At 46.4% G+C, this 23,855-nt stretch carries 22 protein-coding genes and 1 pseudogene; 19 read left to right on the top strand and 4 right to left on the bottom strand.

Going from position 1 to position 23,855, the window contains the following annotated elements; translation table 11 throughout:
- Positions 1-112 precede the first annotated feature (112 nt).
- From rpmH to QUE66_RS09230, 7 genes and pseudogenes are all read left to right on the top strand, one after another.
- A complete protein-coding gene (rpmH, locus tag QUE66_RS09260; RefSeq protein ID WP_108509260.1) occupies positions 113-247 on the top strand; it encodes a 50S ribosomal protein L34 in 135 nt (44 codons plus the stop codon).
- A 4-nt stretch (positions 248-251) separates the two neighbouring features.
- Positions 252-566 (top strand): ribonuclease P protein component, encoded by a 315-nt coding sequence (locus tag QUE66_RS09255; protein ID WP_286223740.1) that lies wholly within the window; start codon positions 252-254, stop codon positions 564-566.
- Positions 563-811, top strand: coding sequence for a membrane protein insertion efficiency factor YidD (gene yidD / locus QUE66_RS09250; RefSeq protein ID WP_286223739.1), 249 nt, complete (start codon positions 563-565; stop codon positions 809-811). Before QUE66_RS09255 ends, yidD begins: the two co-directional genes overlap by 4 nt.
- A gap of 2 nt (positions 812-813) precedes the next feature.
- Positions 814-2,532 (top strand): membrane protein insertase YidC, encoded by a 1,719-nt coding sequence (yidC, locus tag QUE66_RS09245; RefSeq protein WP_286223738.1) that lies wholly within the window; start codon positions 814-816, stop codon positions 2,530-2,532.
- Positions 2,533-2,553: 21 nt separating this feature from the next.
- The gene (gene mnmE, locus QUE66_RS09240; RefSeq protein WP_286223737.1) at positions 2,554-3,936 is read left to right on the top strand and encodes a tRNA uridine-5-carboxymethylaminomethyl(34) synthesis GTPase MnmE; all 1,383 of its coding nucleotides are present in this window, start codon (positions 2,554-2,556) and stop codon (positions 3,934-3,936) included.
- Between the two features lie 100 nt (positions 3,937-4,036).
- Positions 4,037-5,905, top strand: a complete 1,869-nt coding sequence (locus tag QUE66_RS09235; RefSeq protein ID WP_286223736.1) for a phosphoenolpyruvate carboxykinase (GTP) — start codon at positions 4,037-4,039, stop codon at positions 5,903-5,905.
- A gap of 32 nt (positions 5,906-5,937) precedes the next feature.
- A pseudogene (locus tag QUE66_RS09230) lies at positions 5,938-7,008 on the top strand (FAD-dependent oxidoreductase); the annotation flags it as partial.
- On the opposite strand, the gene QUE66_RS09225 reads toward QUE66_RS09230, so the two are convergent.
- Entirely contained in the window at positions 6,978-9,602 is a 2,625-nt protein-coding gene (locus QUE66_RS09225; protein ID WP_286223735.1) for a DNA topoisomerase III, read from the bottom strand. The pseudogene QUE66_RS09230 and the gene QUE66_RS09225 overlap by 31 nt on opposite strands.
- A gap of 202 nt (positions 9,603-9,804) precedes the next feature.
- Positions 9,805-10,500, bottom strand: coding sequence for a DNA-processing protein DprA (dprA, locus tag QUE66_RS09220; protein WP_286223734.1), 696 nt, complete (start codon positions 10,498-10,500; stop codon positions 9,805-9,807).
- 71 nt (positions 10,501-10,571) lie between these two features.
- Between dprA and def the strand changes: the two genes are divergently transcribed.
- From def to QUE66_RS09190, 6 genes are all read left to right on the top strand, one after another.
- The gene (def, locus tag QUE66_RS09215; protein WP_286223733.1) at positions 10,572-11,087 is read left to right on the top strand and encodes a peptide deformylase; all 516 of its coding nucleotides are present in this window, start codon (positions 10,572-10,574) and stop codon (positions 11,085-11,087) included.
- Positions 11,088-11,097: 10 nt separating this feature from the next.
- Positions 11,098-12,084 carry a methionyl-tRNA formyltransferase gene (gene fmt / locus QUE66_RS09210; RefSeq protein ID WP_286223732.1) on the top strand — a complete coding sequence of 329 codons (987 nt, stop codon included), beginning with the start codon at positions 11,098-11,100 and terminating at the stop codon, positions 12,082-12,084.
- A 172-nt stretch (positions 12,085-12,256) separates the two neighbouring features.
- On the top strand, positions 12,257-13,528 hold the full coding sequence (gene rsmB / locus QUE66_RS09205) for a 16S rRNA (cytosine(967)-C(5))-methyltransferase RsmB (protein WP_286223731.1): 1,272 nt from the start codon (positions 12,257-12,259) through the stop codon (positions 13,526-13,528).
- Entirely contained in the window at positions 13,525-14,112 is a 588-nt protein-coding gene (locus QUE66_RS09200; protein WP_286223730.1) for a DUF4390 domain-containing protein, read from the top strand. Before rsmB ends, QUE66_RS09200 begins: the two co-directional genes overlap by 4 nt.
- Positions 14,112-16,391 (top strand): sensor histidine kinase, encoded by a 2,280-nt coding sequence (locus QUE66_RS09195; protein WP_286223729.1) that lies wholly within the window; start codon positions 14,112-14,114, stop codon positions 16,389-16,391. Before QUE66_RS09200 ends, QUE66_RS09195 begins: the two co-directional genes overlap by 1 nt.
- Before the next feature lie 2 nt (positions 16,392-16,393).
- Positions 16,394-17,041 (top strand): response regulator, encoded by a 648-nt coding sequence (locus tag QUE66_RS09190; protein ID WP_286223728.1) that lies wholly within the window; start codon positions 16,394-16,396, stop codon positions 17,039-17,041.
- 192 nt (positions 17,042-17,233) lie between these two features.
- Here the strand turns inward: QUE66_RS09190 and QUE66_RS09185 are convergent, their stop codons facing one another.
- Together QUE66_RS09185 and QUE66_RS09180 are read right to left on the bottom strand one after the other, a co-directional pair.
- Positions 17,234-17,500: a cupin domain-containing protein gene (locus QUE66_RS09185; protein WP_286223727.1), complete on the bottom strand. Its 267-nt coding sequence runs from the start codon at positions 17,498-17,500 to the stop codon at positions 17,234-17,236.
- A gap of 46 nt (positions 17,501-17,546) precedes the next feature.
- Entirely contained in the window at positions 17,547-17,987 is a 441-nt protein-coding gene (locus QUE66_RS09180; protein WP_286223726.1) for an organic hydroperoxide resistance protein, read from the bottom strand.
- Between the two features lie 428 nt (positions 17,988-18,415).
- On the opposite strand from QUE66_RS09180, the gene QUE66_RS09175 reads away from it, so the two are divergent.
- From QUE66_RS09175 to QUE66_RS09150, 6 genes are all read left to right on the top strand, one after another.
- Entirely contained in the window at positions 18,416-19,258 is an 843-nt protein-coding gene (locus QUE66_RS09175; RefSeq protein WP_286223725.1) for a hypothetical protein, read from the top strand.
- Positions 19,259-19,348: 90 nt separating this feature from the next.
- Complete coding sequence (locus tag QUE66_RS09170; RefSeq protein ID WP_286223724.1) at positions 19,349-20,170, top strand: cation transporter; 822 nt, start codon at positions 19,349-19,351, stop codon at positions 20,168-20,170.
- A gap of 364 nt (positions 20,171-20,534) precedes the next feature.
- Positions 20,535-20,870 carry a cobalt-zinc-cadmium resistance protein gene (locus QUE66_RS09165; protein ID WP_286223723.1) on the top strand — a complete coding sequence of 112 codons (336 nt, stop codon included), beginning with the start codon at positions 20,535-20,537 and terminating at the stop codon, positions 20,868-20,870.
- A 70-nt stretch (positions 20,871-20,940) separates the two neighbouring features.
- Positions 20,941-22,224, top strand: a complete 1,284-nt coding sequence (locus QUE66_RS09160) for a TolC family protein (protein ID WP_286223722.1) — start codon at positions 20,941-20,943, stop codon at positions 22,222-22,224.
- Positions 22,225-22,237: 13 nt separating this feature from the next.
- Complete coding sequence (locus tag QUE66_RS09155) at positions 22,238-22,816, top strand: hypothetical protein (RefSeq protein ID WP_286223721.1); 579 nt, start codon at positions 22,238-22,240, stop codon at positions 22,814-22,816.
- Positions 22,813-23,853 (top strand): efflux RND transporter periplasmic adaptor subunit, encoded by a 1,041-nt coding sequence (locus tag QUE66_RS09150; protein WP_286223720.1) that lies wholly within the window; start codon positions 22,813-22,815, stop codon positions 23,851-23,853. The genes QUE66_RS09155 and QUE66_RS09150 overlap by 4 nt, the downstream gene beginning before the upstream one ends.
- Positions 23,854-23,855: the final 2 nt, after the last annotated feature.

The raw sequence follows: 23,855 nt of genomic DNA, 5'->3' as shown, positions 1-23,855 counted from the left end.
ATTTAAATCAAACGCCTAGAGTGTTTAGTGAAAATAATTAGGCAAAACCCGGATATAAAGTTGACGCTATCCTTGCAAATAGAGAAAATAGAGGGTTTTCTTAGGACAAATCATGAAAAGAACATATCAACCATCTGTAACGCGCCGTAAAAGAACTCACGGGTTTAGGGTGCGCATGAAAACTAAAGGCGGCAGAGCCGTACTCAATGCGCGTCGCTCTAAGGGTCGCAAAAGACTAGCAGTGTAATGAATTGAAGTCAGCACGCATCCAGGCGCTTTTGCGAACTAGTCCAGTAAGCAGTGGAGCCTGGGCCATATATGCGGAATCAAAAAAGGATGGCATCCCCGACCTTGGTCTTGCAATTGCAAAAAAATTTGCCAAACGGGCGGTAGATCGCAATCGTCTAAAAAGAGCCGCGCGAGAAATGACTCGCAACAAGACCCATGGTAATTTCGTAGAGCTTGTCATTCGATTAAAAAAACCCGTAGGCGGATCAACACGCGGAAGACTTCGTAACCGAGAATACCAAGCGCTTAAGAGCCAACTACAAGGTTTGGTTTCATGAACCGATTGCTGGGCTATTTAGTAAGGGCATATCAATTGACATTTTCACCTTTTGTGGGTGGGCAGTGCCGTTTCGTGCCAAGTTGCTCGGACTATGCATGCGAATGCCTAAAGAAACACTCTACGTTAAAAAGCATCGGTAAAATCAGTTGGCGTATTTTGCGATGCAACCCCTGGTCGGCTGGTGGTTACGATCCAGTTGATCATGAGCAGAAGAAACAAAACTTAATTGAAACGAATCTATAACTATGGACATTAAGCGCACACTACTTTGGGCGGTATTAACGATTTCGGGCTTAATGCTCTATAACAATTGGCTTATCTACGATGGTCGCCAAGCGCTCTTTGGCCCAACACCACTAACGCCTTCGAGCCAAACACCAAGCCCATCCAAAGTACCCGAGAGCCTGCCCGCTGCTGCAAACGCAACTCAGCCCCCAGCTGTTGCTCCAGGGCAGGCACAAAAATCAGCTGACCTTCCCAAGACAGAGAGCCTACCCGCTCCTCAGCAATCCCCAGTGCTTAATGCGGCTAATTTAGCCGCCGGTGAAAAACACACCATTAAAAATGATGTCCTAGAGCTCGAAATTAATGCAACGGGCGCAAGCGTCGTCAGCGCAAAACTGTTGAAACAACTAATGCCCGACCAAAAACCGGTCGCTTTATTGCAAATTACTCCACAAAACCAATACTTTGTTCGATCGGGCCTCATCTCGGCGGGCAGCAACGAATTACCCAATCACACAGTTTCCTTTGTAGTGAGCAAAAGCGGACGCGTTGATAACAAATCGTTTGTAACGTTTGTGAATGAGCGTGGCGGAGTTCGTCTTGAAAAAACCTATTATCTGGTCGATGGAAGTTATGTTATTGAGGTCGAACATCGCATTACTCAGCTCAACCAGGCCAATCCAAGTGGCCTGGTTCTCTACAACGAAATCGTACGGGATAGTTCGGCTGTGAGTGACAGTGAGTTCTACAGCACCTTCACTGGCCCGGCGCTATATACCAACAAAGATAAATTTATCAAGATTAATTTTTCTGATATCGAAAAAAATAAAGCGGATATTCCAAAGCAAATACCTGCTGGAGAGCCTGGCTGGATTGCCATGGTGCAACATTATTTTGCAAGCGCCTGGATACCAAGCGATAAGTCAGCAAGAGACGTATACGTTGGAAAAGTTGAGCAAAACCTGTTTCGAATTGGCTTACAAATTCCGATTGCCGCAATTGCAGCGGGATCCAGCCATGTGGAAAGCACACGCTTGTTTATCGGCCCCCAGGAAGAAACGCTTTTAGAAAAAATTGCCCCCGGTTTTGACTTAATTAAAGATTACGGCTATCTCACGGTCATTGCCAAACCCATTTTTTGGCTTTTAGAGCAAATCCATTCCTACGTAGCCAACTGGGGTTGGTCAATTGTTATTTTGACCTTCATCATTAAATTAATTTTCTTCCCGCTTTCTGCGGCTAGTTATAAATCGATGGCGCGTATGAAAGAGGTGCAACCAAGATTAATGAATCTCCGCGAGCAATTTAAGGGCGATCCCCAGAAGTTAAATCGCGCGATGATGGACCTGTATAAACAAGAAAAAATTAATCCTTTAGGCGGATGCTTGCCGGTGGTTGTGCAGATTCCTGTTTTTATTGCTCTCTATTGGGTTTTGCTTTCATCAGTTGAAATGCGAAATGCACCATGGATTCTTTGGATTAAGGATTTGTCGGTACCCGACCCCTATTTCATTTTGCCAATCATTATGGCCGTATCGATGTTTGTGCAAACGCGCTTAAATCCTACGCCACCCGACCCACTTCAAGCAAAAATCATGCTGTGGATGCCGATCATCTTTTCCGTCATGTTCTTTTTCTTCCCGGCAGGATTGGTGTTGTACTGGGTGGTTAACAATATTTTGTCAATTGCCCAGCAGTGGCAAATTAATCAAATGTTTATTAAGCGACCTGCCAATTAGGCCGCTAAGGATCGGGGTTGAATGCATAAAAATCCCATTGCTGCGATAGCAACCCCCGGGGGCGCTGGCGGCGTTGGGATTGTTCGCGTTTCTGGTCCCGATCTTATTGGGCTTGCCAAAACATTTCTCGGCTCTGAACCCAAGCCCCGCTTTGCGCATTACTTGGTTTTAAAAGATGCACACCAAGAGCAAATAGATCAAGTTTTATTGTTGTACTTTAAAGCGCCCGCATCATTCACTGGCGAGGATGTGCTTGAGCTTCACTGCCACGGTGGGGCACGCGTCACCCAATTGGTTCTCAATCGCGTCATGGAGCTTGGAGCCCCCGAAGGGATCGTGCTCGCTGGGCCGGGCGAGTTTTCATTGAGAGCGTATTTAAATGGCAAGATTGATTTAGTGCAGGCCGAGGCGATCGCTGATCTTATTAATGCTCAAACTGATGCTGCCATACGAGGAGCAAACCTTTCTTTGCAAGGGCGCTTTTCTGATCAGATTAATGAATTGATTGATCAAATTACACAGTTACGAATCTTGGTCGAGTCAACCCTTGATTTTCCTGAAGAAGAAATTGAGTTTATTGAGGCCGCCAACGCACAGCAACGCCTTGAAAAAATTATGAACGATCTAGAACAAATTATTCAAACTTCGCGCCAAGGAAAAATTTTGCGCGATGGTATTCGTCTAGCACTCGTTGGCTCTCCAAATGTCGGAAAGAGCTCTTTATTAAATGCATTGGTAGGGGAGGAGCGAGCAATCGTCACACCAATTGCGGGCACGACACGCGATCGAATCATTGAAAACATTTCAATTGATGGCATACCTGTGCATGTGATTGATACCGCTGGTATTCGCGAGTCTAATGATGTTGTAGAGCAAATCGGCGTAGCCCAAACTTGGGATGAAATTGCTAGAGCCGATATCGTTTTATTAATACACGACGTTACACAGGCGCCCGAAGCAAATTTTGTAGACATTGAGAAGGCGGTCAGGGAACGTGTACATCCAGGCGCTCATATTCTGGATGTGATGAATAAGCTGGATTTGCTAGAGGGCCAAAAAGAAGGTCACACAAAAATCGGGCTAGGTGTAAAACAAATTTTTATATCAGCAAAAACGGGTGAGGGCATTAGTCGGCTTCAAGAAACAATCTTACGTTTTGCAGGGTGGGAAGGAAACGCAGGCGGCGGAATTTACACTGCGCGCTCCCGCCATCTTCGCGCCATCGGGCTTGCAAAGGATCATTTACAAAAAGCCATGATGCATGGATTTGGCGGTAATCGTGCCCTGGAATTATTTGCTGAGGAGTTGCATTGCGCTCAAAATTGTCTCGGCGAAATTACTGGAAAACTGCTGCCTGACGACCTATTGGGCAAGATCTTCAGTGAGTTTTGCATTGGCAAATAATCAGTCAATTTAACGTTACACAAATGTTAAAATTGTTATAAATTTTGCGCAGGCATTAAATAATCTTCTTAAAAATTAAACGGTTACGTTTGAGGGTCCCATGAATAAACCAGCCAATCCCGCCACAGTAAATTTGAATGTTCCACCATATGTAAAGAACACAAAATTGATTCAATGGGTTGAAGAAGTTGCTTCCCTAACCCAGCCCGATCAGATCCATTGGTGCGATGGATCTCGGTCCGAATACGATGCGTTGTGTGAGCTGTTGGTTAAGGCTGGTAGCCTCAAGAAGCTAAATCCGCAAAAACGCAAGAATTCGTATTTAGCGATTTCGGATCCAATGGATGTGGCGCGTGTTGAGGATCGAACTTTTATTTGTTCAACCCATCAAGAGGATGCGGGGCCAACCAATCATTGGGTAGATCCCAACGAGATGCGCGCAACTCTAACCCCGTTATTTGAGGGTTGCATGCGGGGTCGCACGATGTATGTCGTTCCTTTTTCAATGGGACCTCTCGGATCCCCAATCGCACATATTGGCGTTGAGCTATCCGATAGCCCATACGTCGCAATTAATATGCGCATCATGACGCGCATGGGCAAATCGGTTCTTGAGTTATTGGGGACCGATGGCGAGTTTGTTCACTGCGTTCATTCAGTCGGTAAGCCATTAGCCCCCGGTGAAAAAGACGTGGTTTGGCCTAATAACCCAACTAAATATATTGTTCACTACCCCGAAACGCGAGAGATTTGGTCGTTTGGTTCGGGCTATGGTGGCAACGCCCTTTTAGGAAAAAAATGTTTTGCTTTGCGTATCGCCTCAACCATGGGGCGCGAACAAGGATGGTTGGCAGAGCACATGCTGATTTTAGGAGTCACCTCTCCTGAAGGAAAAAAATACCACGTGGCAGCAGCCTTTCCGTCAGCCTGCGGCAAAACCAACTTCTCAATGATGATCCCTCCCAAGGGTTTTGAGGGATGGAAGGTAACCACGGTTGGCGATGACATTGCTTGGATTAAGCCTCGCAAAGATCCAAAAACTGGCCAGGTACGTCTTTACGCAATTAATCCTGAGTCGGGCTATTTTGGTGTGGCCCCTGGCACCAATCGCGAGACCAATGCCAATTGCCTTGACTCATTAAATGAAGATGTCATTTTTACCAATGTGGCGCTCACGGATGACGGCGATGTTTGGTGGGAGGGCTTAACGGAGACCCCACCAAGTCACTTAATTGATTGGCAGGGTAAGGACTGGACGCCTGAAGATGGCAAAGCCGGTCGCTTAGCCGCGCATCCTAATGCACGCTTTACGACGGCAGCAACCAACAACCCCGCGGTTGATCCAAATTGGGATAACCCGGAAGGGGTTCCATTAGACGCGTTTATTTTTGGGGGTCGCCGCTCAAATACAGTTCCCTTGGTTAGCGAGGCTCGAAACTGGACCGAGGGCGTTTATATGGCCGCAACAATGGGCTCAGAGACCACGGCTGCGATTACCGGTAAGGTTGGTGTCGTGCGGCGCGATCCGTTTGCGATGATTGCGTTTGCGGGCTACAACATGAGCGATTATTTTCAGCATTGGCTCAATATGGGCAAGAAGCTTGAGGCAGAAGGCGCCACCTTGCCAAAAATTTATTTAGTGAATTGGTTTCGCAAAGATGAAAATGGCAAGTTTATTTGGCCAGGCTTTGGTGAGAATATGCGCGTCTTGGCGTGGATCTTGGGCCGAACCGAAAACAAAGCGGGCGCAACTGAAACACCACTTGGCCTATCGCCAAGTCATGTAGATTTCAATTGGAATGGCTTAGCTTTGTCGCCCGAGCAATTTAATCAATCTATTGCAGTTCGTGCTGATGATTGGAAAGTCGAACTCGATTTGCATCAAGAGCTTTTTGATAAATTGGCTAAGCGCTTACCAAAAGAGCTGCTCGAAATTAAAACCAAGATTGCCAGTCGCTTTCAAGCATAAGCAACTTGCTTTCCAAGCCGGTTGATGTTTTAGTGATCGGTGCCGGCATTGCTGGCGCCTCGATTGCTAATCAATATCACCGCCTTGGCATCTCAGTGTGTATTGTCGATGGTGCATCTGGACCTGGTCAAGCGACATCGGCTCATGATGGCGCAATCACGCATCCAGCTCTTGGTCGCACAGCTAGCAGATTACATCGTTTAGCCTTGGCCGCCTATCGGATGGTCGAGCTTGACTGTGCTGGCGCATGGGGCCAGCGCGGTGTTTTTGCCCTTGCTAAGATCGAGGCCTCTTTTGATGAAGAGGCATTGCAAAACAAATTAACTCAATTGGGCATTACGGCTGACATTGGGGAATACATTTCGGCTGAGAATGCTCAAAAGCGTTTTGGGATTGGGCGTGCAGGCGTTTGGTTTCCTGGCGCCGGCTCTATCAATCTTGCGAAGTTATGTAAAGAACGAATTCTGTTTTGCAAGGGATTACAGACTATTTGGTCTAAGACCATTGAATCCCTTGAGCGGAAAGGCGACCTCTGGTGCGCTTTGGATAAAAATGGCAGCTGTATAGCGACAGCACAAACAGTTGTCCTTGCAAATGCCTTTGGTGCCCAAGATCTTTTGACCCCATTTGGTCAAAAGCTTTATCTGAAGCCTGTGCGGGGCCAGCTTAGCATTTTTAGAATTGACCGACAGTCCGATTTGTTAGAGCACATCCCCAAAATAAACTTATCCGGTGATGGCTATTGCACTCCTCCGGTTTGGAATCGAGAGACCCAATCATATCGTTGGTTAGTTGGCTCGACTTATGATGAGAATCAGAATTGCACACAACCAAGCGCTGCGAGCGATGAACACAATCGTCGGCTGGCACTGGGATTATTGAGACCACACATAATTGATCCTACCAAGCTAACCGTGACTGATCAATTTGTTGGCGTGCGTTGCGTAAGCAAAGATCGACTCCCGATCATAGGTGCTGTATCGGGTTTACCAAACCTATATGTTGCTAGCGCCCTTGGCTCGCGCGGATTACTTTGGTCAACGCTTGCATCGGCCCTTATTCCGGCGCTTACTCATTCGTCGGATTTTGCTTTGGAGCGACTTGCACGTTTTGGTTTGGACTCTGAATCACTTTCACTCTTATCGCCCGCGCGTTTTTTGGCAGGCGCTTTAGCCTCAAACTCAAAACCAATTTTCCCCTTGGGATCTAAGGCCAGGTAAGCCTTAAAGCCACGCCCGGTTCGATTGGATTTAAAGTTAGTTAAGAGATCAGTTTTACCTTCTTTTAAGAGCTTCTTAATTTGATCAGAGCCCACTTCTTGTTGTAAGACAACTTTGCCAGTTTTAAAGTCACAGGTTTTAGCAGGACCCGTATTGTGTTCGCAAACATAGCGCATGCCATCCTCGTATACCGCACCAGAACATTTTGGACAGACTCCAAGCGCTTCTTTGCCGGTGAAGTCAACGGCTTCCTCATCCTCTCCTCCTGAGTTGCCAAAATCAAACTCGAGCTTGAAGCCTGCGTTGGGATAATCCGCATCATCAAGTGGTATTTCTGTAAGACGAATAATTGCCGCAAAGGGCCTACCCATTTTGCTACGAAAGCCTTGTAACGGTCCGATGGTTTTTTCTTTAAGCAAAGATTCAACCTCTTCGTACTCAAATGCTCGACCGCCCGGGGTTTTACTAATCGTAAAACCGCAGGATTCGCAGGCAAAGCGTCGATAGTTTTCTTTCACGGCCTTGCCGCAATGCGGGCAGGGGGTTTTTAGAGTGGCATAGTCGCCCGGAATGGTGTCGCTATTAAATTCTTTTGCACGCTTGACAATTTTTTGTGTCATCTGTGCAATTTCTTGCATGAAGGTGTTGCGATCAAGCTTGCCTTCTTCAATCAGCGCTAACTTATGTTCCCAGGTTCCTGTAAGGTCGGGTTGGGTGAGTTCAGCAACATCTAGGCCCCGCAAAAGGGTCATCAATTGAAATGCTTTTGCAGTTGGTATTAACTCGCGGGCTTCACGAACGATGTACTTTTCTGCCAACAAACCTTCAATGATCGCAGCGCGCGTCGCGGGCGTCCCAAGACCTTTTTCGGCCATTGCTTCACGCATTTCGTCATCATCGACCCATTTCCCTGCGCTTTCCATGGCCGACAATAAAGTTGCTTCACTGTAGCGCGCTGGCGGCTTGGTTTTTAAAGGGACCAGTTCAACGGTTTCGTTTTGAACAGACTCATTTTTTTGGACGGGCACTAGTTCATCATCTGCCTGAGACGATTTTCCATAAACAGCCAACCAGCCCGGCTCAACTAGGACGCGGCCCTCAGTTTTAAATTGATGGCCAGACACTTCGGTGATGCGAGTGGTGACTCGATACTCGGCGGCAGGATAAAACACTGCCAAGAATCGACGAACCACTAGGTCATACAGCTTTTGTTCAGGCTCGCTTAGACTTTTAGGCGCTTCGAGCGTGGGGATGATGGCAAAGTGATCCGATATTTTGCTGTTATCAAAAATCCGCTTATTAGGTTTGACCCATGATTTTTTACCATCGCCTTTGAGGATTGCGGTCGCAAAAGGACGGTATTCTTGAGTGTGCCCTCCCAGCTGCTCAATAGTTTTTTGAACGGTATCCAAATAGTCTTCAGGGAGCGCACGCGCATCTGTTCTGGGATAGGTTAGGACCTTATGGCGCTCATACAAGGTTTGTGCAAGCCCCAGGGTATTTTTAGCAGAGAAACCAAAGCGCGCGTTCGCTTCACGCTGCAAACTCGTGAGGTCAAAAAGTTGGGGCGCCAGTTGCGTTGCGGGCTTTGATTCTTCAGAGACGCTTCCCTTTTTTCCTCGGCAGGCGGCCACAATGCTCTTAGCGGCAGCTTCGCTCCAGAGGCGATTTTCTCGCGCGTCAGGATCTGCGGGGTCCTTTTTAAAATCAGGATTGATCCAGCGACCCTCATAAACCCCGGCCGCGGCAATGAACTCAGCGCGGACCTCCCAGTAGTCTTTGGATACAAACTTCCGAATTTGTTCTTCGCGCTGGACAACAATCGATAGGGTTGGTGTTTGAACGCGCCCAACCGTTGTTAGAAAAAATCCACCACTCTTACTATTAAATGCGGTCATGGCTCGGGTGCCATTAATCCCCACCAACCAGTCTGCCTCGGATCTGCAACGAGCCGCATCCGCAAGGGGAATTAACTCATCGTCCGAGCGCAACTTACTAAAGCCCTCCCGAATCGCAGTGGGTGTCATCGACTGAAGCCATAGGCGCTCAATTTTTTGCGGAGCTTTGGCGTGTTGGATAATCAAGCGAAAAATTAGCTCGCCTTCACGGCCCGCATCGCAGGCATTAATAATCCGATTTACATCTTTGCGTTTAATGAGCTTTTGTAAGACCTTAAGGCGGGATTCCGTTTTTGCAATCGGCCTCAGATCAAAATGCGGGGGAATCACTGGCAAATTAGCAAAGGACCACTTGCCCCGTTTGACTTCATATTCGTCAGGGGCGGCAATTTCAAGGAGATGGCCTACAGCTGAAGAGATCAAAAAGGCATCACTCTCAAAATACTCGTCATGCTTGGTAAAGCCGCCCAGGGCCTTAGCAATGTCGTTTGCTACCGATGGTTTTTCAGCAATGATGAGCGCTTTTGGGTGCTCAGCGACTAAATTTTTTTTACTGCTCGACTTTGTACTGGTTGCCACACTATGCCTAATCAAGATAAGTTTTTTGCACCCCTATTAGGGCCAAAAGGAAGACTAATTTAAACGGTTTTTTAAAAGAGCTCGTCTTCACCCCTTTTTTATTATTAGCCTAGGTCTTTGTAAAAAGTCAAACAAATCCCGGCATCCATAACCACAAGATAGGATAAAACTGTTTAAATTCAATAACTTAATCGATTTACTCTCAATGGGGGCGGACATTGGGCAATTCTTCAAGCACATCCTGAACACTCCTAACTAATTTCGCCCCCTCCTGAATCAGTTGGTGAGACCCTTCAAAAAGGGGTGATGTAATCGGTCCAGGCAAAACGAAAACCTCTCTTCCGAGGGAGCTTGCCTGATAGGCTGTAATTAGGGATCCAGATCTCTGGGCCGCCTCAATCACCACAACACCTAAAGATAGAGCGGCGATGAGTCGATTACGCCTTGGAAAATGGAAGCCTTTTGGGCCGGTTCCTGGAGGATATTCTGAGAGCAGTAGGCCATTGGCGGCAATACGCCTGGCCAATTCGCGATGTTCGGGTGGATAGGTTCGATCGAGCCCGTTCCCGCAAACCGCAATGGTTTTACAGCTTGCCCCGATGTCCAAGATGCCTCGGTGTGCGGCGCCATCAATCCCGTAAGCCATCCCAGAAATGATGCGATATCCGGCAAGACCCAGTGCACTGGAAAAGCGCTGCGCTAATAAGAGCCCAGTGGGTGAGGCTTTGCGCGCCCCCACCACCGCCAACATCGGCTGTGTCAGTAACCCAATGTCCCCAATATAAAAAAGCCTTTTTGGTGGGTCGCTCAGATCCAATAAGCGTTTTGGATAAAGCGAAGAGCCTTGTGTAATCGATTGAATTTGAAAATCGGCATTTGCTTGGAGTTGCTTTTGCATCCCTCATTGTTGCGATAGTAAAAAGGCTTCACTAGAGGGCCAAACGGATTTGTTTGTAAGATAATTGAAATATGGCTGTCTTACCCATCCTTCATTACCCTGACCCACGCTTACATAAGGTTGCCAAGCCGGTAGCTGCCGTAGATGAGCGAATCCAGACCATTGTCGCGAACATGGCACAAACCATGTATGAGGCACCAGGGATTGGGCTTGCGGCCACTCAGGTCGATATTCATGAGCGCATTATTGTGATCGATACCTCTGAGGAGCGGGGTCAGTTAATGGTATTCATTAATCCAGAGGTGGTGTGGGCAAGCCCTGAAAAGAAATCATGGCGCGAAGGATGTTTATCCGTTCCTGAATTTTTTGATGAGGTAGAGCGCCCTGAGCGAATTCGAGTGAAGGCTTTAAACCAAGATGGTAAGGCATTTGAGCTTGAGGCGGATGGTTTATTGGCAGTTTGTCTGCAACACGAAATGGATCACTTGCAGGGCAAAGTATTTGTTGAGTATTTGTCACCCTTAAAACAGAATCGGATTTCAGCAAAACTCAAAAAGCGGGCAAAAGAAATGGTTGGTCTTCGCTAAGCGAGACATCATGAAAATTATTTTTGCCGGCACCCCAGACTTTGCCGCTACCGCATTGGCCGCGATACTTTCAGCGGGTCACGAAGTGGTGGCTGTTCTAACTCAGCCCGATCGTCCTGCGGGACGCGGTTTGCAATTACAAGAGAGCCCGGTCAAACGTCTTGCGAAGGCCAACCATATTCCGGTGCTGCAACCACAAAGCCTGCATTTGCAGAATAAGGATGAAAAGCTGTCAGAGGAGGCCAAGCAGACACTAGCCGCAATAGACCGGATGGATTTCGAGGTAATCGTTGTGGTTGCCTACGGCCTCATTTTGCCTGCAGCATTCTTGGATATGGCAAAGCGTTCGGGTCGCAGGGGCTGTTTTAATATTCATGCTTCGCTACTGCCACGTTGGCGCGGGGCGGCCCCCATTCAGCGAGCGATAGAGGCGGGTGATACCAAGACCGGAGTAGCTATTATGGAAATGGAGCCAGGTTTAGATACTGGCCCTGTCTTAATCGACGAAGCATTGTTGATCACAAATGACGATACTACTCAAACTCTCCACGACCGCTTAGCCCAATTGGGGGGTGAGTTAATTGTTAAGGCCTTGAAATTAATTGCTGATACTACCGACTTAATATTGCATCCTCAGGATCCAAATAGGGTGACCTATGCGCATAAGATTCTGAAGAGTGAGGCAAAACTGGATTGGTCGAGCGCAGCCGAGCTGATTGATCGCAAGGTGCGCGCGCTCAATCCAGCGCCTGGCGCAAGCACAGAGCTTGAGGGTGAGCTTGTAAAAGTCTGGCTTACTCGTGTACCGAAGACCTCAAAAGACGCAGTTGATACAAGACCCGGCACGATTTTGGGAGAGGGTGAGCAAGGGGTTCTGGTCCAATGCGGGGATCGCGCGATTGAGCTGCTTGAGGTACAAAATGCTGGGGGTAAAAAGATCACAGGTCGGCAGTGGTTTTTAGGAAGGCCCAAAGAGAAGACGCAATGTTTTTCCTGAGAAGTCTTGAACGGATTTCAGGTTGGCCTGTTTGAAAATAATGGAAATAAAGTCATGTTTAATTTAGTCAGCACAGCGATCCTGATGAAGATGGCGCGAACGGGAAGCCATCCTGTCTAAGATCTCCAATCATGATGGGGCCGCTAAACGCAGCACCCCTCTCGCCCAGCTAATGCTGGAGACTAAAAAAATCGTGATGCAAGTTGTACACGAGGGGCGTTCATTAAGTACGCTGCTCGATAAATTGAATGAAACAGAGCGACCTGCAATCCAAAGCCTAGCCTATGCAACCTTGCGCAATTGGAATCGCTCCCAAGCGCTCACTTCAAAGTATGTGAGTAAAAAGCCAAGCAAGGAAATTGATGTGCTCCTGACGGTTGCAGCAATGCTGATCATGAATCAAGGGCGCGCTCAAAACCAATACGCGGTTCCAACGATTGTGAATGAGGCAGTGAAGGCGGGCGGGATGTCGCCTAAGACAAGGCATGCCCAAGGGCTAATCAATGCTGTATTGCGCAAAGTCGCCACTGCAGTGCAAAACAATGGCGCTCCGAACATTCAGTTTGGACTTCCTTACCCAGATTGGTGGTTAGGGCGGATTCGGAAAGCATACCCAGAACAGTGGAAGAGCATTTGTAGCCATCAACAATCGCTACCCCCGCTCACCTTGCGGGTCAATCAAATGGTCAATACGCGTGCTGATTATGGTTTGAAGTTAGAGGGTTCGGGCATTGCCTATCAAACCATTGCTGAGCTCGCTGGTGTCCCGTTGGAGAGCGCGGTGATCATTGATGTCCCGCTACCGGTTTCCCAGTTGCCCGAGTTTATGAAGGGGGCTGTATCCGTTCAGGATGCCGGGGCTCAGCTTGCTCCAGTTCTACTTAGCCCACAGAAAGGCGAACGGCTCCTAGATGCATGTGCTGCTCCCGGAGGAAAGACCGCACATCTTTTAGAGACAATTGACGCCAAGCCCGCAGAATTGATTGCGCTGGAGATTGATGCAGACCGTGCAAAGAAAATAGAGCATACGCTTACTCGACTTCGGCTTCTTAATGATCAAGTGCGCGTAATGACAGGCGATGCCGGTCAACAGGATTGGTGGGACGGCAATTTATTTGACAAGATTCTTTTGGACGTTCCTTGTTCCGCATCTGGAATTGTGCGCCGTCATCCTGACATTGTCTTTTTACGCAGATCTGAGGACCTTGAGCGCTTGGTCAAGACTCAACGAGTCATTCTTGAGAATGCCTGGGCAATGCTAAAGAATGGCGGCACCTTGCTTTATCTAACCTGCTCTATTTTTCCTGAAGAGGGTGAAGAGCAGATCGCCCGGTTTGTGAAAGACCACCCAAATGCTTTACGATTAGAAGCACCAGGCCAGTTGTTGCCAAGCGAGTATCACGATGGATTTTTTTATGGCTTATTAAAAAAGCATCAACCATGACCACCTTCTTACGACATTCTTTGTGGGGACTGGCTTGCCTGATCGCGGTGTGCGTGACTGGCCCTGCCCAAGCACAAGTCATCAAGGTGAAGCAGGCAGAGTTGGAAAAGGTTGAAAGCGCTTGGTTATTAAACGCCAATTTTGGAATTGAATTACCACCCGGCCTAGAAAATGCCCTAAAAAAAGGGGTAACACTTCATTTCCTGGTTCAGTTTGAATTAACCCGCAGTCGTTGGTATTGGTTTGATGAAAAAGCGGTCAATGTTCAGCGTCAAGTTCGCCTATCGCATCAACCACTGATTAATCAATACCGCATCAATGCTGGAGGGTTGGCATTAAATGCGAGCTCATTAGTGGAGGCATTGCGCATCGCTGGCACGATTGGTGGCTGGAGCGTGATTGAGGCTGCAGCGATTGATGCCGATAAGCAATACGAGGCTGCGCTACGAATGACCTTAGATCTTGGAAAGCTACCAAAACCTTTTCAGGTGGACGCGCTCAATAGTCGAGACTGGTCTTTAAGCGGAGAGTGGTTGCGCTTTCCGTTTAACGCATCGATGACCTCTGTATCGGGGCGTAAATAATGAGCCCTGTATTTACCCTCAGCAATAAAGACTTTATTAAGCGCAGAGCCTTGCCGCTGGTTACTTTATTAAGCGGTCTGATTGCCTTGATTTTGCTGCTTCTCTTATCAACCGCTACATCCAATACTGAGTTCTTTGATCAATATTTCATTTGGTTGTATGCCGCCAATATTGTGGTGGGTATCTTGCTCTTACTCACCATCATTATTTTGGTGGTGGTTATTAGCATTCGTTGGCGCAAGGGTCGATTTGGTACGCGTTTAATTGCGAAGCTCGCCATGATTTTTGCTTTGGTTGGGGTAGTGCCAGGCCTTATTTTGTATAGCGTATCGTGGCAATTCGTTTCAAAAAGTATTGAGACCTGGTTTGACGTCAAGGTGGAGTCTGCTCTGAACTCCGGCTTGGAATTAGGACGCGTGACCTTGCGCATTGCCCAAGAAGAAATTCTGGCGGAGGGAAAGTTTATTGCGGAGCAGGTAGTTCAGGTTCCGCCAGGCACGAGCTCCGAACAGGTGGGAAGCATGATTGCCAAGATACGCAATCAGTTTGGGATACAGGAGGTGAGCTTATTTAATATGCAGCGCACCTTGATTCTCAGCACTGAATCCAGACCGAAACAATTTTTCCCGGCGCCCAGTGCCGAGGTCGTAGCTGAGGCCTTTCAGAAAAACGGCATCACCTTCCTCGATGAAATTGAGCTTACCAAGGGGCAGCCTGGATACCGCGTGCGCGCAATCGTCCCCATTGTTCGCCAAAAAGCGGTTCCAACCAAGACCGGTGCCTCACGATACGTCGACGATAAGTACTTCTTGCAGCTGGTTCGATTCATTCCGGAGCCATTAGCCAAAAATATTTATGCGGTTGAGTCTGCCTATAGCGAATACCAAGAGAAAGCACTGGGGCGTATTGGGCTACGCAAGATGTATATCGGCACGCTCACTCTCACACTATTTTTTGCTCTATTTGTTGCAGTGACTTTGGCACTTCTCTTAGGTCGTCAGTTGGCGCAACCGCTGTTAATGCTTTTACGTGGAACCCAGGCGGTCGCACAGGGCGATCTAAGCCCCAAGCCTGAACTTGATACTGGTGATGAGCTGGGCATGCTGACCCGTCAATTTAATGTCATGACCAAGCAGCTCTCGGATGCGCGCGATTCGCTCCAGGAATCAAAGTCGTTTTTGGAGACCGTACTGGGCAACTTAACAGCCGGCGTTTGTATCTTTGATAACAACTTTAATTTGGCATCTAGCAATCCCGGGGCGGCTAAGATTTTGGGGCAAGACCTGTTGCCCATTACTGGTAAGCCCCTTAACTCGGTTGCTGAGCTGGCTGAGTTTGATGGCGCAGTCCGTGAGGGCTTTGCTACCCAAAATTTAATTACCTCTGCCAAAACAGGGGAAGCTAACAAAGCCGAGTTAGTTTGGCAAAAGCAAATTCAGGTACACCCTGTTAATGAGTACGAGAACGATCTTGGCTCAACCCTATTTGTACGTGGAACCCAACTTTCCCCCAGCCTAAAGATGATTGTGTTTGATGATATTAGTGACGTGATTGCGGCACAGCGTTCGATCGCATGGAGTGAAGTCGCCAGGCGCTTGGCGCATGAGATTAAGAACCCACTCACGCCAATTCAGTTATCGGCAGAGCGCCTGCAGCAAAAGCTCGTTGGCAAATTAAGCCCCGACCAAGACGAGATGATCGAGCGCAGCACTAATACTATTATTGGTCAAGTACAAGCCATGAAGCAGATGGTTAATGAGTTCAGGGATTTTGCTAAGACCCCTAGCCCAGCCTTGGGAAGTCTTGATTTAAATGGTTTGATTCAAGAGGTGATGGGTTTGTATGAGGGCAGCAACATCGAGGTTCGTTTGGATTCCAGGTGCCCGCGGGTCATGGGCGACCCAACGCAATTGCGGCAAGTAATTCATAATCTCTTACAAAACGCTCAAGATGCTAGTTTAGAAACCAATCGTCCTCAACAACTTATCGAGATCACAACGGAGCTTGTGCAAATTCAAGATGCCGATCAAAATAGATCTGCAGTGCGCATGACGATTACTGATAGTGGGCCTGGTTTTCAGGCTAAGATATTAGCAAGAGCATTTGAGCCCTATATAACAACTAAGGCTAAGGGAACTGGATTGGGATTGGCGGTCGTGAAAAAAATTATTGATGATCATGGTGCAAAAATTGAGATCCGTAATCGCAAACAAGGAGACGATGTATTGGGCGCCCAAGTATCTATTTTGTTTGTAAAGCTTGCTAAAGAGGCGACCTAACGATGGCGAGCATTTTGGTAGTTGATGATGAGATGGGCATCCGTGAGTTATTACACGAGATATTGACCGAAGAGGGTCATACGGTATATCCCGCTGAGAGTGCCAATCAGGCAAGAGCAGTGCGAGAGCAAATGGAGCCCGATTTGGTACTCCTCGATATTTGGATGCCAGACACTGACGGCATCACTTTATTAAAAGAGTGGGCTCGAGATAATTTGCTAACGATGCCAGTGGTCATGATGTCTGGTCATGCAACTATTGATACGGCTGTTGAAGCAACACGTATTGGCGCCCTTAATTTTCTGGAAAAGCCCATCGCGCTCCAGAAGCTTTTAAAGACAGTCAGTAAGGCTCTTGAGCGCGCTCCCCTGAAAAAACCAGACGAACTAGAACCTCAAGCCCAGCCCAAATCAATTGATTTACCTAAAACTACGAATCAGGATGAATACATTAGCGGAATTGCAAAAAGCTACTACTCCCTGCCACTTCGTGAGTCGCGCGATCTCTTTGAGAAGGCCTATTTTGAATACCAAATGGTGGTCACGGGGGGTAGCATGACCCGTATCTCAGAGTTCACTGGCCTTGAGCGAACCCATCTCTATCGCAAGCTAAAAGCACTCGGTATTGATGTCACCAAAAAGCAAGAGTAACGATTTATGGGCCTAACTCTTAACTTAGCTCGTTCTATAGAGCAGAGGACTGCTGATCCGTTCTGACGGAAATTCCACCGCGATTTCAGGTATCTAGCGATAGCAAAAATCAGGCGTGTTACAAAATGTCCTTTTAAAGGACAAACTGTGCGTGTGGTTACGTTTTGATTGTTCAATAGTCTAATTTTTATACTACTTTCTGCCAGCAAGATATTTGACACCATGAAGACCATAACTTTCCTCATGGGGCTGTTGATACTTTAAGTGGAAAATATCGCCCACTGAATAATTTGATCGAACGCCATCGGTTGTAATGGTCATGGATCCCTCAATGATGAGTGCTAAAGCCTCAAAATTATGGGTATGAATATCTAAGCCTTTATTTGCTGGATATTCTACGAGGACAGGATCAGGAAACCCACGCTCTTTGAGTAACGCTAAGAACTCGGGTTTATCCATACAAACATCTCCTGTAATACAAAGGACCATCTTTTGCTGTCGATTTCTAGACTAGCGCTAAAGTGACTTCTATGTTACCCCGCGTAGCGTTTGAGTAGGGGCATACTTGATGCGCCGTATCAATCAGGTCTTGAGCAACCGCTCGATCCAGTCCTGGTAATGAAATCATTAATTTCACAGCAATACCAAATCCTTGAGGGATTGGGCCGATATCAACACTGGCATCAATTGCTATCCCATCGGGTACTTTAATTTTCTTTAATCCTGCCACATGCCGAAGTGCGCCGATAAAGCAAGCCGAATAGCCTGCCGCAAACAGTTGCTCGGGATTTGTGGCGGTTCCAGTACCACCCATTACTTTAGGGAGTGCCAGATTGACGTTCAATAAGCCATCATCGCTAACCGATTTACCATCCCGACCACCGGTGGTGTGGGTTTTGGCGGTGTACATGATTTTTTCTAGTTTATTCACTGGGATTCCCTTCATTCATCTATAGAAAAAGTTTATCCGAAATGCGTGCGGTGTGATAAGCCCAAGACAGAGTCTATATTAGTATTTCACTAATTGGTAGGACGCAGGTTTGGGTTCGACAGTTTTTATTGCGTGAAATCAGCCCTGTTCGCTTAAAAGACAACTCAACCCCACCTGACCTATCAGGCAAGAGTGATTGATCCTATATAATCTCAACTCTTGGCCTGGTAGCTCAGTCGGTAGAGCAGAGGACTGAAAACGTAGGATAGAGGACTACAACAGTTCTGCACATTGACGCTAAGCACAGCAAGACTCACTGCCCAATCGGCACCGAATCTCTTGGCTCCGAGTGGTTTCAGATATCGCCCATGCGGCATCGACAGCGTTGAGTTGGCGACCGAAAATACTTTTCCTGTTTGTATTGCGCATAGCAGAGTTTCATTATGGGAGAGCGAAAAAGAAAATTGCAGCAATTTCTGAGTCAACACAAGAAATGTATTTTTTGTGGCGGAACTGTAAATGCGACAACTATTGAGCATTGCCCTCCTCGCGCATTATTTCAAAATCGAACTGCTCCTGATGGGTTTGAATTTCCATCATGTGTCCCATGCAATAACTATTCATCTGATGAGGACTTGATTGTTGCTGTAATTGCAAGAATGGGCTCTCCAAAGTTTGGCGATTCTGATGGCAAGTTGGTGGGAATGATGAAGGCTTTAAACCGACAAAGGCCCGAGTTCTACAAAACCTTTTTGCCTTCAGCGACTGAAGCAAGGGCAAACAATCGCCAACTAGGCATTGAACCTGGCACAGGAATGACTCATCAAGAGATGGGTGTTTTAAACATCAATGACGAAACAAGAGCGGCGATTAGAGTTTTTGCGAAGAAGTTGGCCAAAGGAATTACATATTTTGAGTCAGGGCTTATTTTTAAAAATGAGGATTGTCTGGCGCTCAATTGGTTTACAAATGCAAATGTTATTAAAGATGGCGGCCATAAAGTATTTGAAATGCTGAGTCACATTAATGGGGTGACGCCTGAGCTTAGTAGAAACAGGGTTATATTGAATAACCAGTTTGAATATAAATTCTCGCTCTCTGATGATAAAAATTTAATTCTTATACAGGCAAAATTTGGAGAATCATTCTTCCTGGTAATAACAGGCTGTATGACCCCTGGACATCTCGAAGATCTCTTGGAAAAAACCCATCAAGATTTGGAAAGAGACTATCAGCCATTTGAAATTATCCAAGGTAAAGGGGCCAACCCAGTCAAGCCTCGATAGATAGAGGATCGATTATTGTCTGTTCTAAATGGAACAAGTTTATTGAGCGTCTAGTTACGGGACGCTGTAATTCCGCTACACTATTGAGGTATGAGTTCTGACCAGATCTTTACTGTTACTGAAACCACTTTTCTAGTGCCAGCGATGGATTGCCCATCCGAAGAACAGATGATTCGTATGGCATTAAGCTCATTGGTAACCCATTCAATGAGTTTTGACATTCCTAATCGCAAAGTGGTGATTTGCCACTCAGAAGACCCCAATCAAGTTCTAGAAAAGCTATTGTCATTAAATTTTGGCGCAAGCATTCAGAGTAGTAGATATCTTAATTCGGTGCCCACACAAGTTCAAGATAAAGAAGAAACAGCTAGAGAGCGTCAAGTCTTAGTTTGGCTGTTAGCACTCAATGGCGCCATGTTCTTTGTGGAAATCATTGCTGGTTGGCTGGCGCAATCAGCGGGCTTAATTGCCGACGCTTTGGATATGTTCGCTGATGCAGCAGTCTATGGGGTAGCTTTATATGCGGTAGGCAAAGCGGCAATAGATAAGTTAAGCGCCGCAAAGCTGGCTGGAGTGGTTGAGCTATTTTTAGCAGCAGGTGCAATTTGGCGAGCGGGCTATCAAATTTATACAGGAGCAGAGCCTGAAGCTAATACGATGATTTGGATTTCTGTGCTGGCTTTAGCGGTCAATGTCACTTGCTTATTCTTAATTTACAAACGCAAGAATGATGGAGTCCACATGCGGGCAAGCTACATCTTTTCTGCCAATGATGTTCTAGCTAACTTGGGAGTGATTATTGCTGGTGTATTGGTAGCTTGGTTTAATAGCCCGATTCCCGATTGGATTATTGGTTTAGCTATTGGTTTCTTGGTATTAAGTGGGGCAATTCGGATATTGAGGTTGAAATAGGTTTGGACATCGTCGCCCTCACTCCACCAGCCTCGATAGATAGAGGGCTGTTTATGTCTGTTCCAGGTGGAACAATTTTGAGAGGCGTCTAGTTACTGGACGCTCAATGGCAGCTATCGGCCAATAGCAGACCTTCTGAGATTGTTGAGCCGCCTCTTTCACCAGAGTCATTAGGGTATTCAACAGTTTGTGGCAATACAGCAGCCTGATTACCTGAATCGCTTCCAAAGCCATCCTACGGGCTGGCTTTTATTTTGGGGTACGGGGCTCGAGTAAGATAGCAGCTATTTGAATGATTAATCCATTTGAATTACGTGGAAAAGCTCTTAATGCGAAATAAATGGAAATATGATTTAATTAGTTTATGAGAAAAATCTTGATAATCCTAGCCCTGCTAGCTTTATCGATTCAAACCTCCTATGCTACGGTTGCTGCTTACTGCCAAGAAGAGCAAGCAGCAACTTCTCATGTTTCTCATCACGAGCATGAGAAACCAGCCAGTATTGCCTCAGCTAGCGACTCTACAGGCTACGATTCTGATTGTGGAGTCTGTCACTTAGCACATTCTCCAGCATTGCATTCCACTTTTATCATTTCAATTGCCACTAACATCTTTCATTATGAAGATACTCGAGTGGAGTTTTTAGTCAATATTTCTCCTCCCCCTCCTGAAAAACCCAATTGGTTCGGTCTCGCCTAAGTTAGCGAGAGCCTCAACCTAATTCTTCTCCTCTCGCTAACTCTGTTTTGAATAAACAAATGGAGTTTTTATGTTGCGAGAATATTCTGGCGTAGTTCGTCGCTGCGTCATTCAATTTACTGGATTGGTTTTTATATTGGGATCGCCAATAGCACTGGCTAATGGTGAGCGCAAAGGTGAATCAGCCCTAAAGTCCTTCTATGAATCCTCATGGGAGCGCCAACCTGACTCTAAGTCCTATCAGTATCGAGTAGAGGCCGCGCTTGCTAGGCAAAAAATTGCTAGCAGCCTTTTGGTGAGCCCAGCTTCGGTGGAAGTGTCGCAAAAGACCGATAGAGCTAACAGTAATCAAGGCGCCAGTGAAACCATACTGGGTTTAAATATCCCGCTGTGGTTATGGAATGAGCGGTCAAGCTCAATTAATTTAGCGGATGCTGAATATAAAAAGCTTTTGTCTCAATACTATCTATCCCAATTGAGAATTGCAGCAGAAGTAAGGGATGCCTATTGGAATTATCAGAAATCAAAAATTGAGTCTGATTTAGCGCTACGTAGGCATGAGAATGCAAAGAGCTTAGCTCTTGATGTTGAAAAGAGATTTAAGGCTGGAGACTTATCTCGCGCAGATCTTCATCAGGCCAATGGGGCCCTCGCATCATCAGAAGCTTTTTTAGTCGAAGCGCAGGCCAATGTCATTAATGCTGAGCAAAGGGTAAGGTCTCTGTTGGGAAGTGAGTACTTTAGGAAAATTCAATTTGGTGACATAGATAAAAATATTGAACCGTTACCAAAAGTTCCTGAAAAATTATCAGGATTAGATTCTAGTTTACCAATCGTTGTAGCACTTATAGATCAGTTAGAGGTTGCTAAAAAGGCAGTTGACTTGGCAAAGTCTCAAACTCGGGCTTCTCCACAATTGCAGATATGGACTACAAAGGGCCGTGAAGTTTATGGCGTTCCGTATCAGCAATCGGTTGCTATTGGATTAGTGATTCCTTTTGGCTCAGATGCTCGTAATACCAATAGACTGGCCAGTGCTACTGCTGAGATGGTGGATTCAGAGATTCGATTGTCCTATGAGCGAGAGTCTGTATTAAATAATGTGGAGTCAAATGCGGCTTTGGTGAAGTCAGCACAAATGAAGCTTGCCGCTGCAGATAAGAGGTCTAACTTAGCCAACGAAACGCGTCAATTTTTTGATAAATCATTTCGCCTTGGTGAAACCGATTTACCTACAAGATTACGTATTGAGCTTGAAGCAGTAGATGCAAGCAGACAGGCAGCGATTGCAAAAATCAATTATGCAGTTTCAGTTTCAAATTTACGACAGGCTTTAGGTCTGTTACCAGAGTAAGGTCACTTTAGCTATGAATTTATTAAATAAATACACTCAGTTGTCATCAAAACTATTAATTGCACTATCTCTGACAATCACATCGGTAGCTTATGCAGGGCCTGGTCATGATCATGGGGAGGAAAAACTCACTACGATACAAACTCAAGCATCACCTCGCTTTTATGCTGAATCTGATCTCTATGAGGCGGTAGGAGTGATCAATGGAAAGGAAATCACACTCTACCTAGATCGCTACTCCTCCAATGAATTGGTCAAAGGAGCTAAGGTTGAAATTGAGCTTGAGGGCTTTAAAATTAGTTCAGAGCCCCATGGTGATGGAGAGTATCTTTTTCGCCTAAAAAATAAAATTAAAGATCAGCCTACTGCGATCACCATCACGGTTAACGATGATGGTGTTACCGACATACTAGCAGCCACTATCGATCTAAGTTCCTTTGAGCACTCCTCATTGATTTCTTGGAAATCAGCAATAAAGATCTTGCTTTATTTCAGCCTCTTGATGGCAGTCGCCTATTTTTCTTATCGTAAGAAAGAGGTGTTGATGACGCATGCAAAAAAATTAATTAAACAAATAAAGGAGCGGGTATGAATCGCAAACAAAGAGATTTTGGATTTCGCTCTATTGTCCTTATTGGTTTATCTGTGACGCTATTTGCTTTTAAGGTTCATGCTGGGCAAGGTCATGGCGAGTCGGAAGCATCCCAAGTTCAGGGCGACGTCCCGAAAAGACGGTCGGACGGCAGCCTTTTTATTCCCAAGCCTGCGCAACGCCAGTTACAAGTGATGACAACTCCTGGCCAGTTCGGTGAATATGCCAAAACCTATGATTTAGCTGGAAAAGTCATCATGGATCCCAACTTTGGCGGTAAAGTGCAGGCGATTGTTGCTGGCCGTATTACGCCGGGACCAGCTGGTTTTCCATTGCCCGGACAGAAGGTAAGTAAAGGCGATGTCTTGGCGTATGTAACGCCAGAGGCTGGCCCAGGAAAATCAAGATCACTTGCGGAAAGTCGACTGAAGCGTTTGAGAGATCTTAGCGATACGGTTCCACGTAAGACTATTGAAGAGGCAGAGGCGGCTGTCGCAAACGAGGAATTAAGAGCCCCAGTCAGCGGAATTATTTCTACTACGGGTGTCGTATCTGGCCAAGTAGTGCAAGCAAGAGATCTAATCTTTGAGGTCGTTAATCCATCCAAGCTATTAATAGAAGCGCTTGCCTATGATTCAAGTCTGAGTAAGAACATTGCTGATGGCAAAGTGGATGTTAATGGCAAAGTGATTGGGCTCAAGTATCTTGGTGGTGGACAGACCTTAAGAGAGCAAGCTTTACCTCTTACTTTTTCTGCTAAATCGGATGATCTCCAATTTTTACCCATAGGCCAGCCCATTCGAGTGTTTGTAAATACCGATAGCAAAGTCACTGGAGTAAAGGCGCCTTCAAAATCATTAGTCAAAAGTAGCTCGAACCAAACAATTGTCTGGATTAAAAAGTCTCCAGAAATATTTGAGCCCAGAACAGTTATATATGAGCCTTTAGATGGTCAAAACATTGTTATCACTAGCGGCATTAAAGATGGTGAACGAGTCATTACTGATGGGGTATCACTCATCAATCAAATTCGTTAAGG

Source organism: Polynucleobacter sp. HIN6 (assembly GCF_030297575.1).
In the GTDB taxonomy this organism is placed as follows: Bacteria; Pseudomonadota; Gammaproteobacteria; order Burkholderiales; family Burkholderiaceae; genus Polynucleobacter.
The sequence above is the reverse complement of the archived record's forward strand: the minus strand, read 5'-3'. Positions and strand labels throughout refer to the sequence as shown.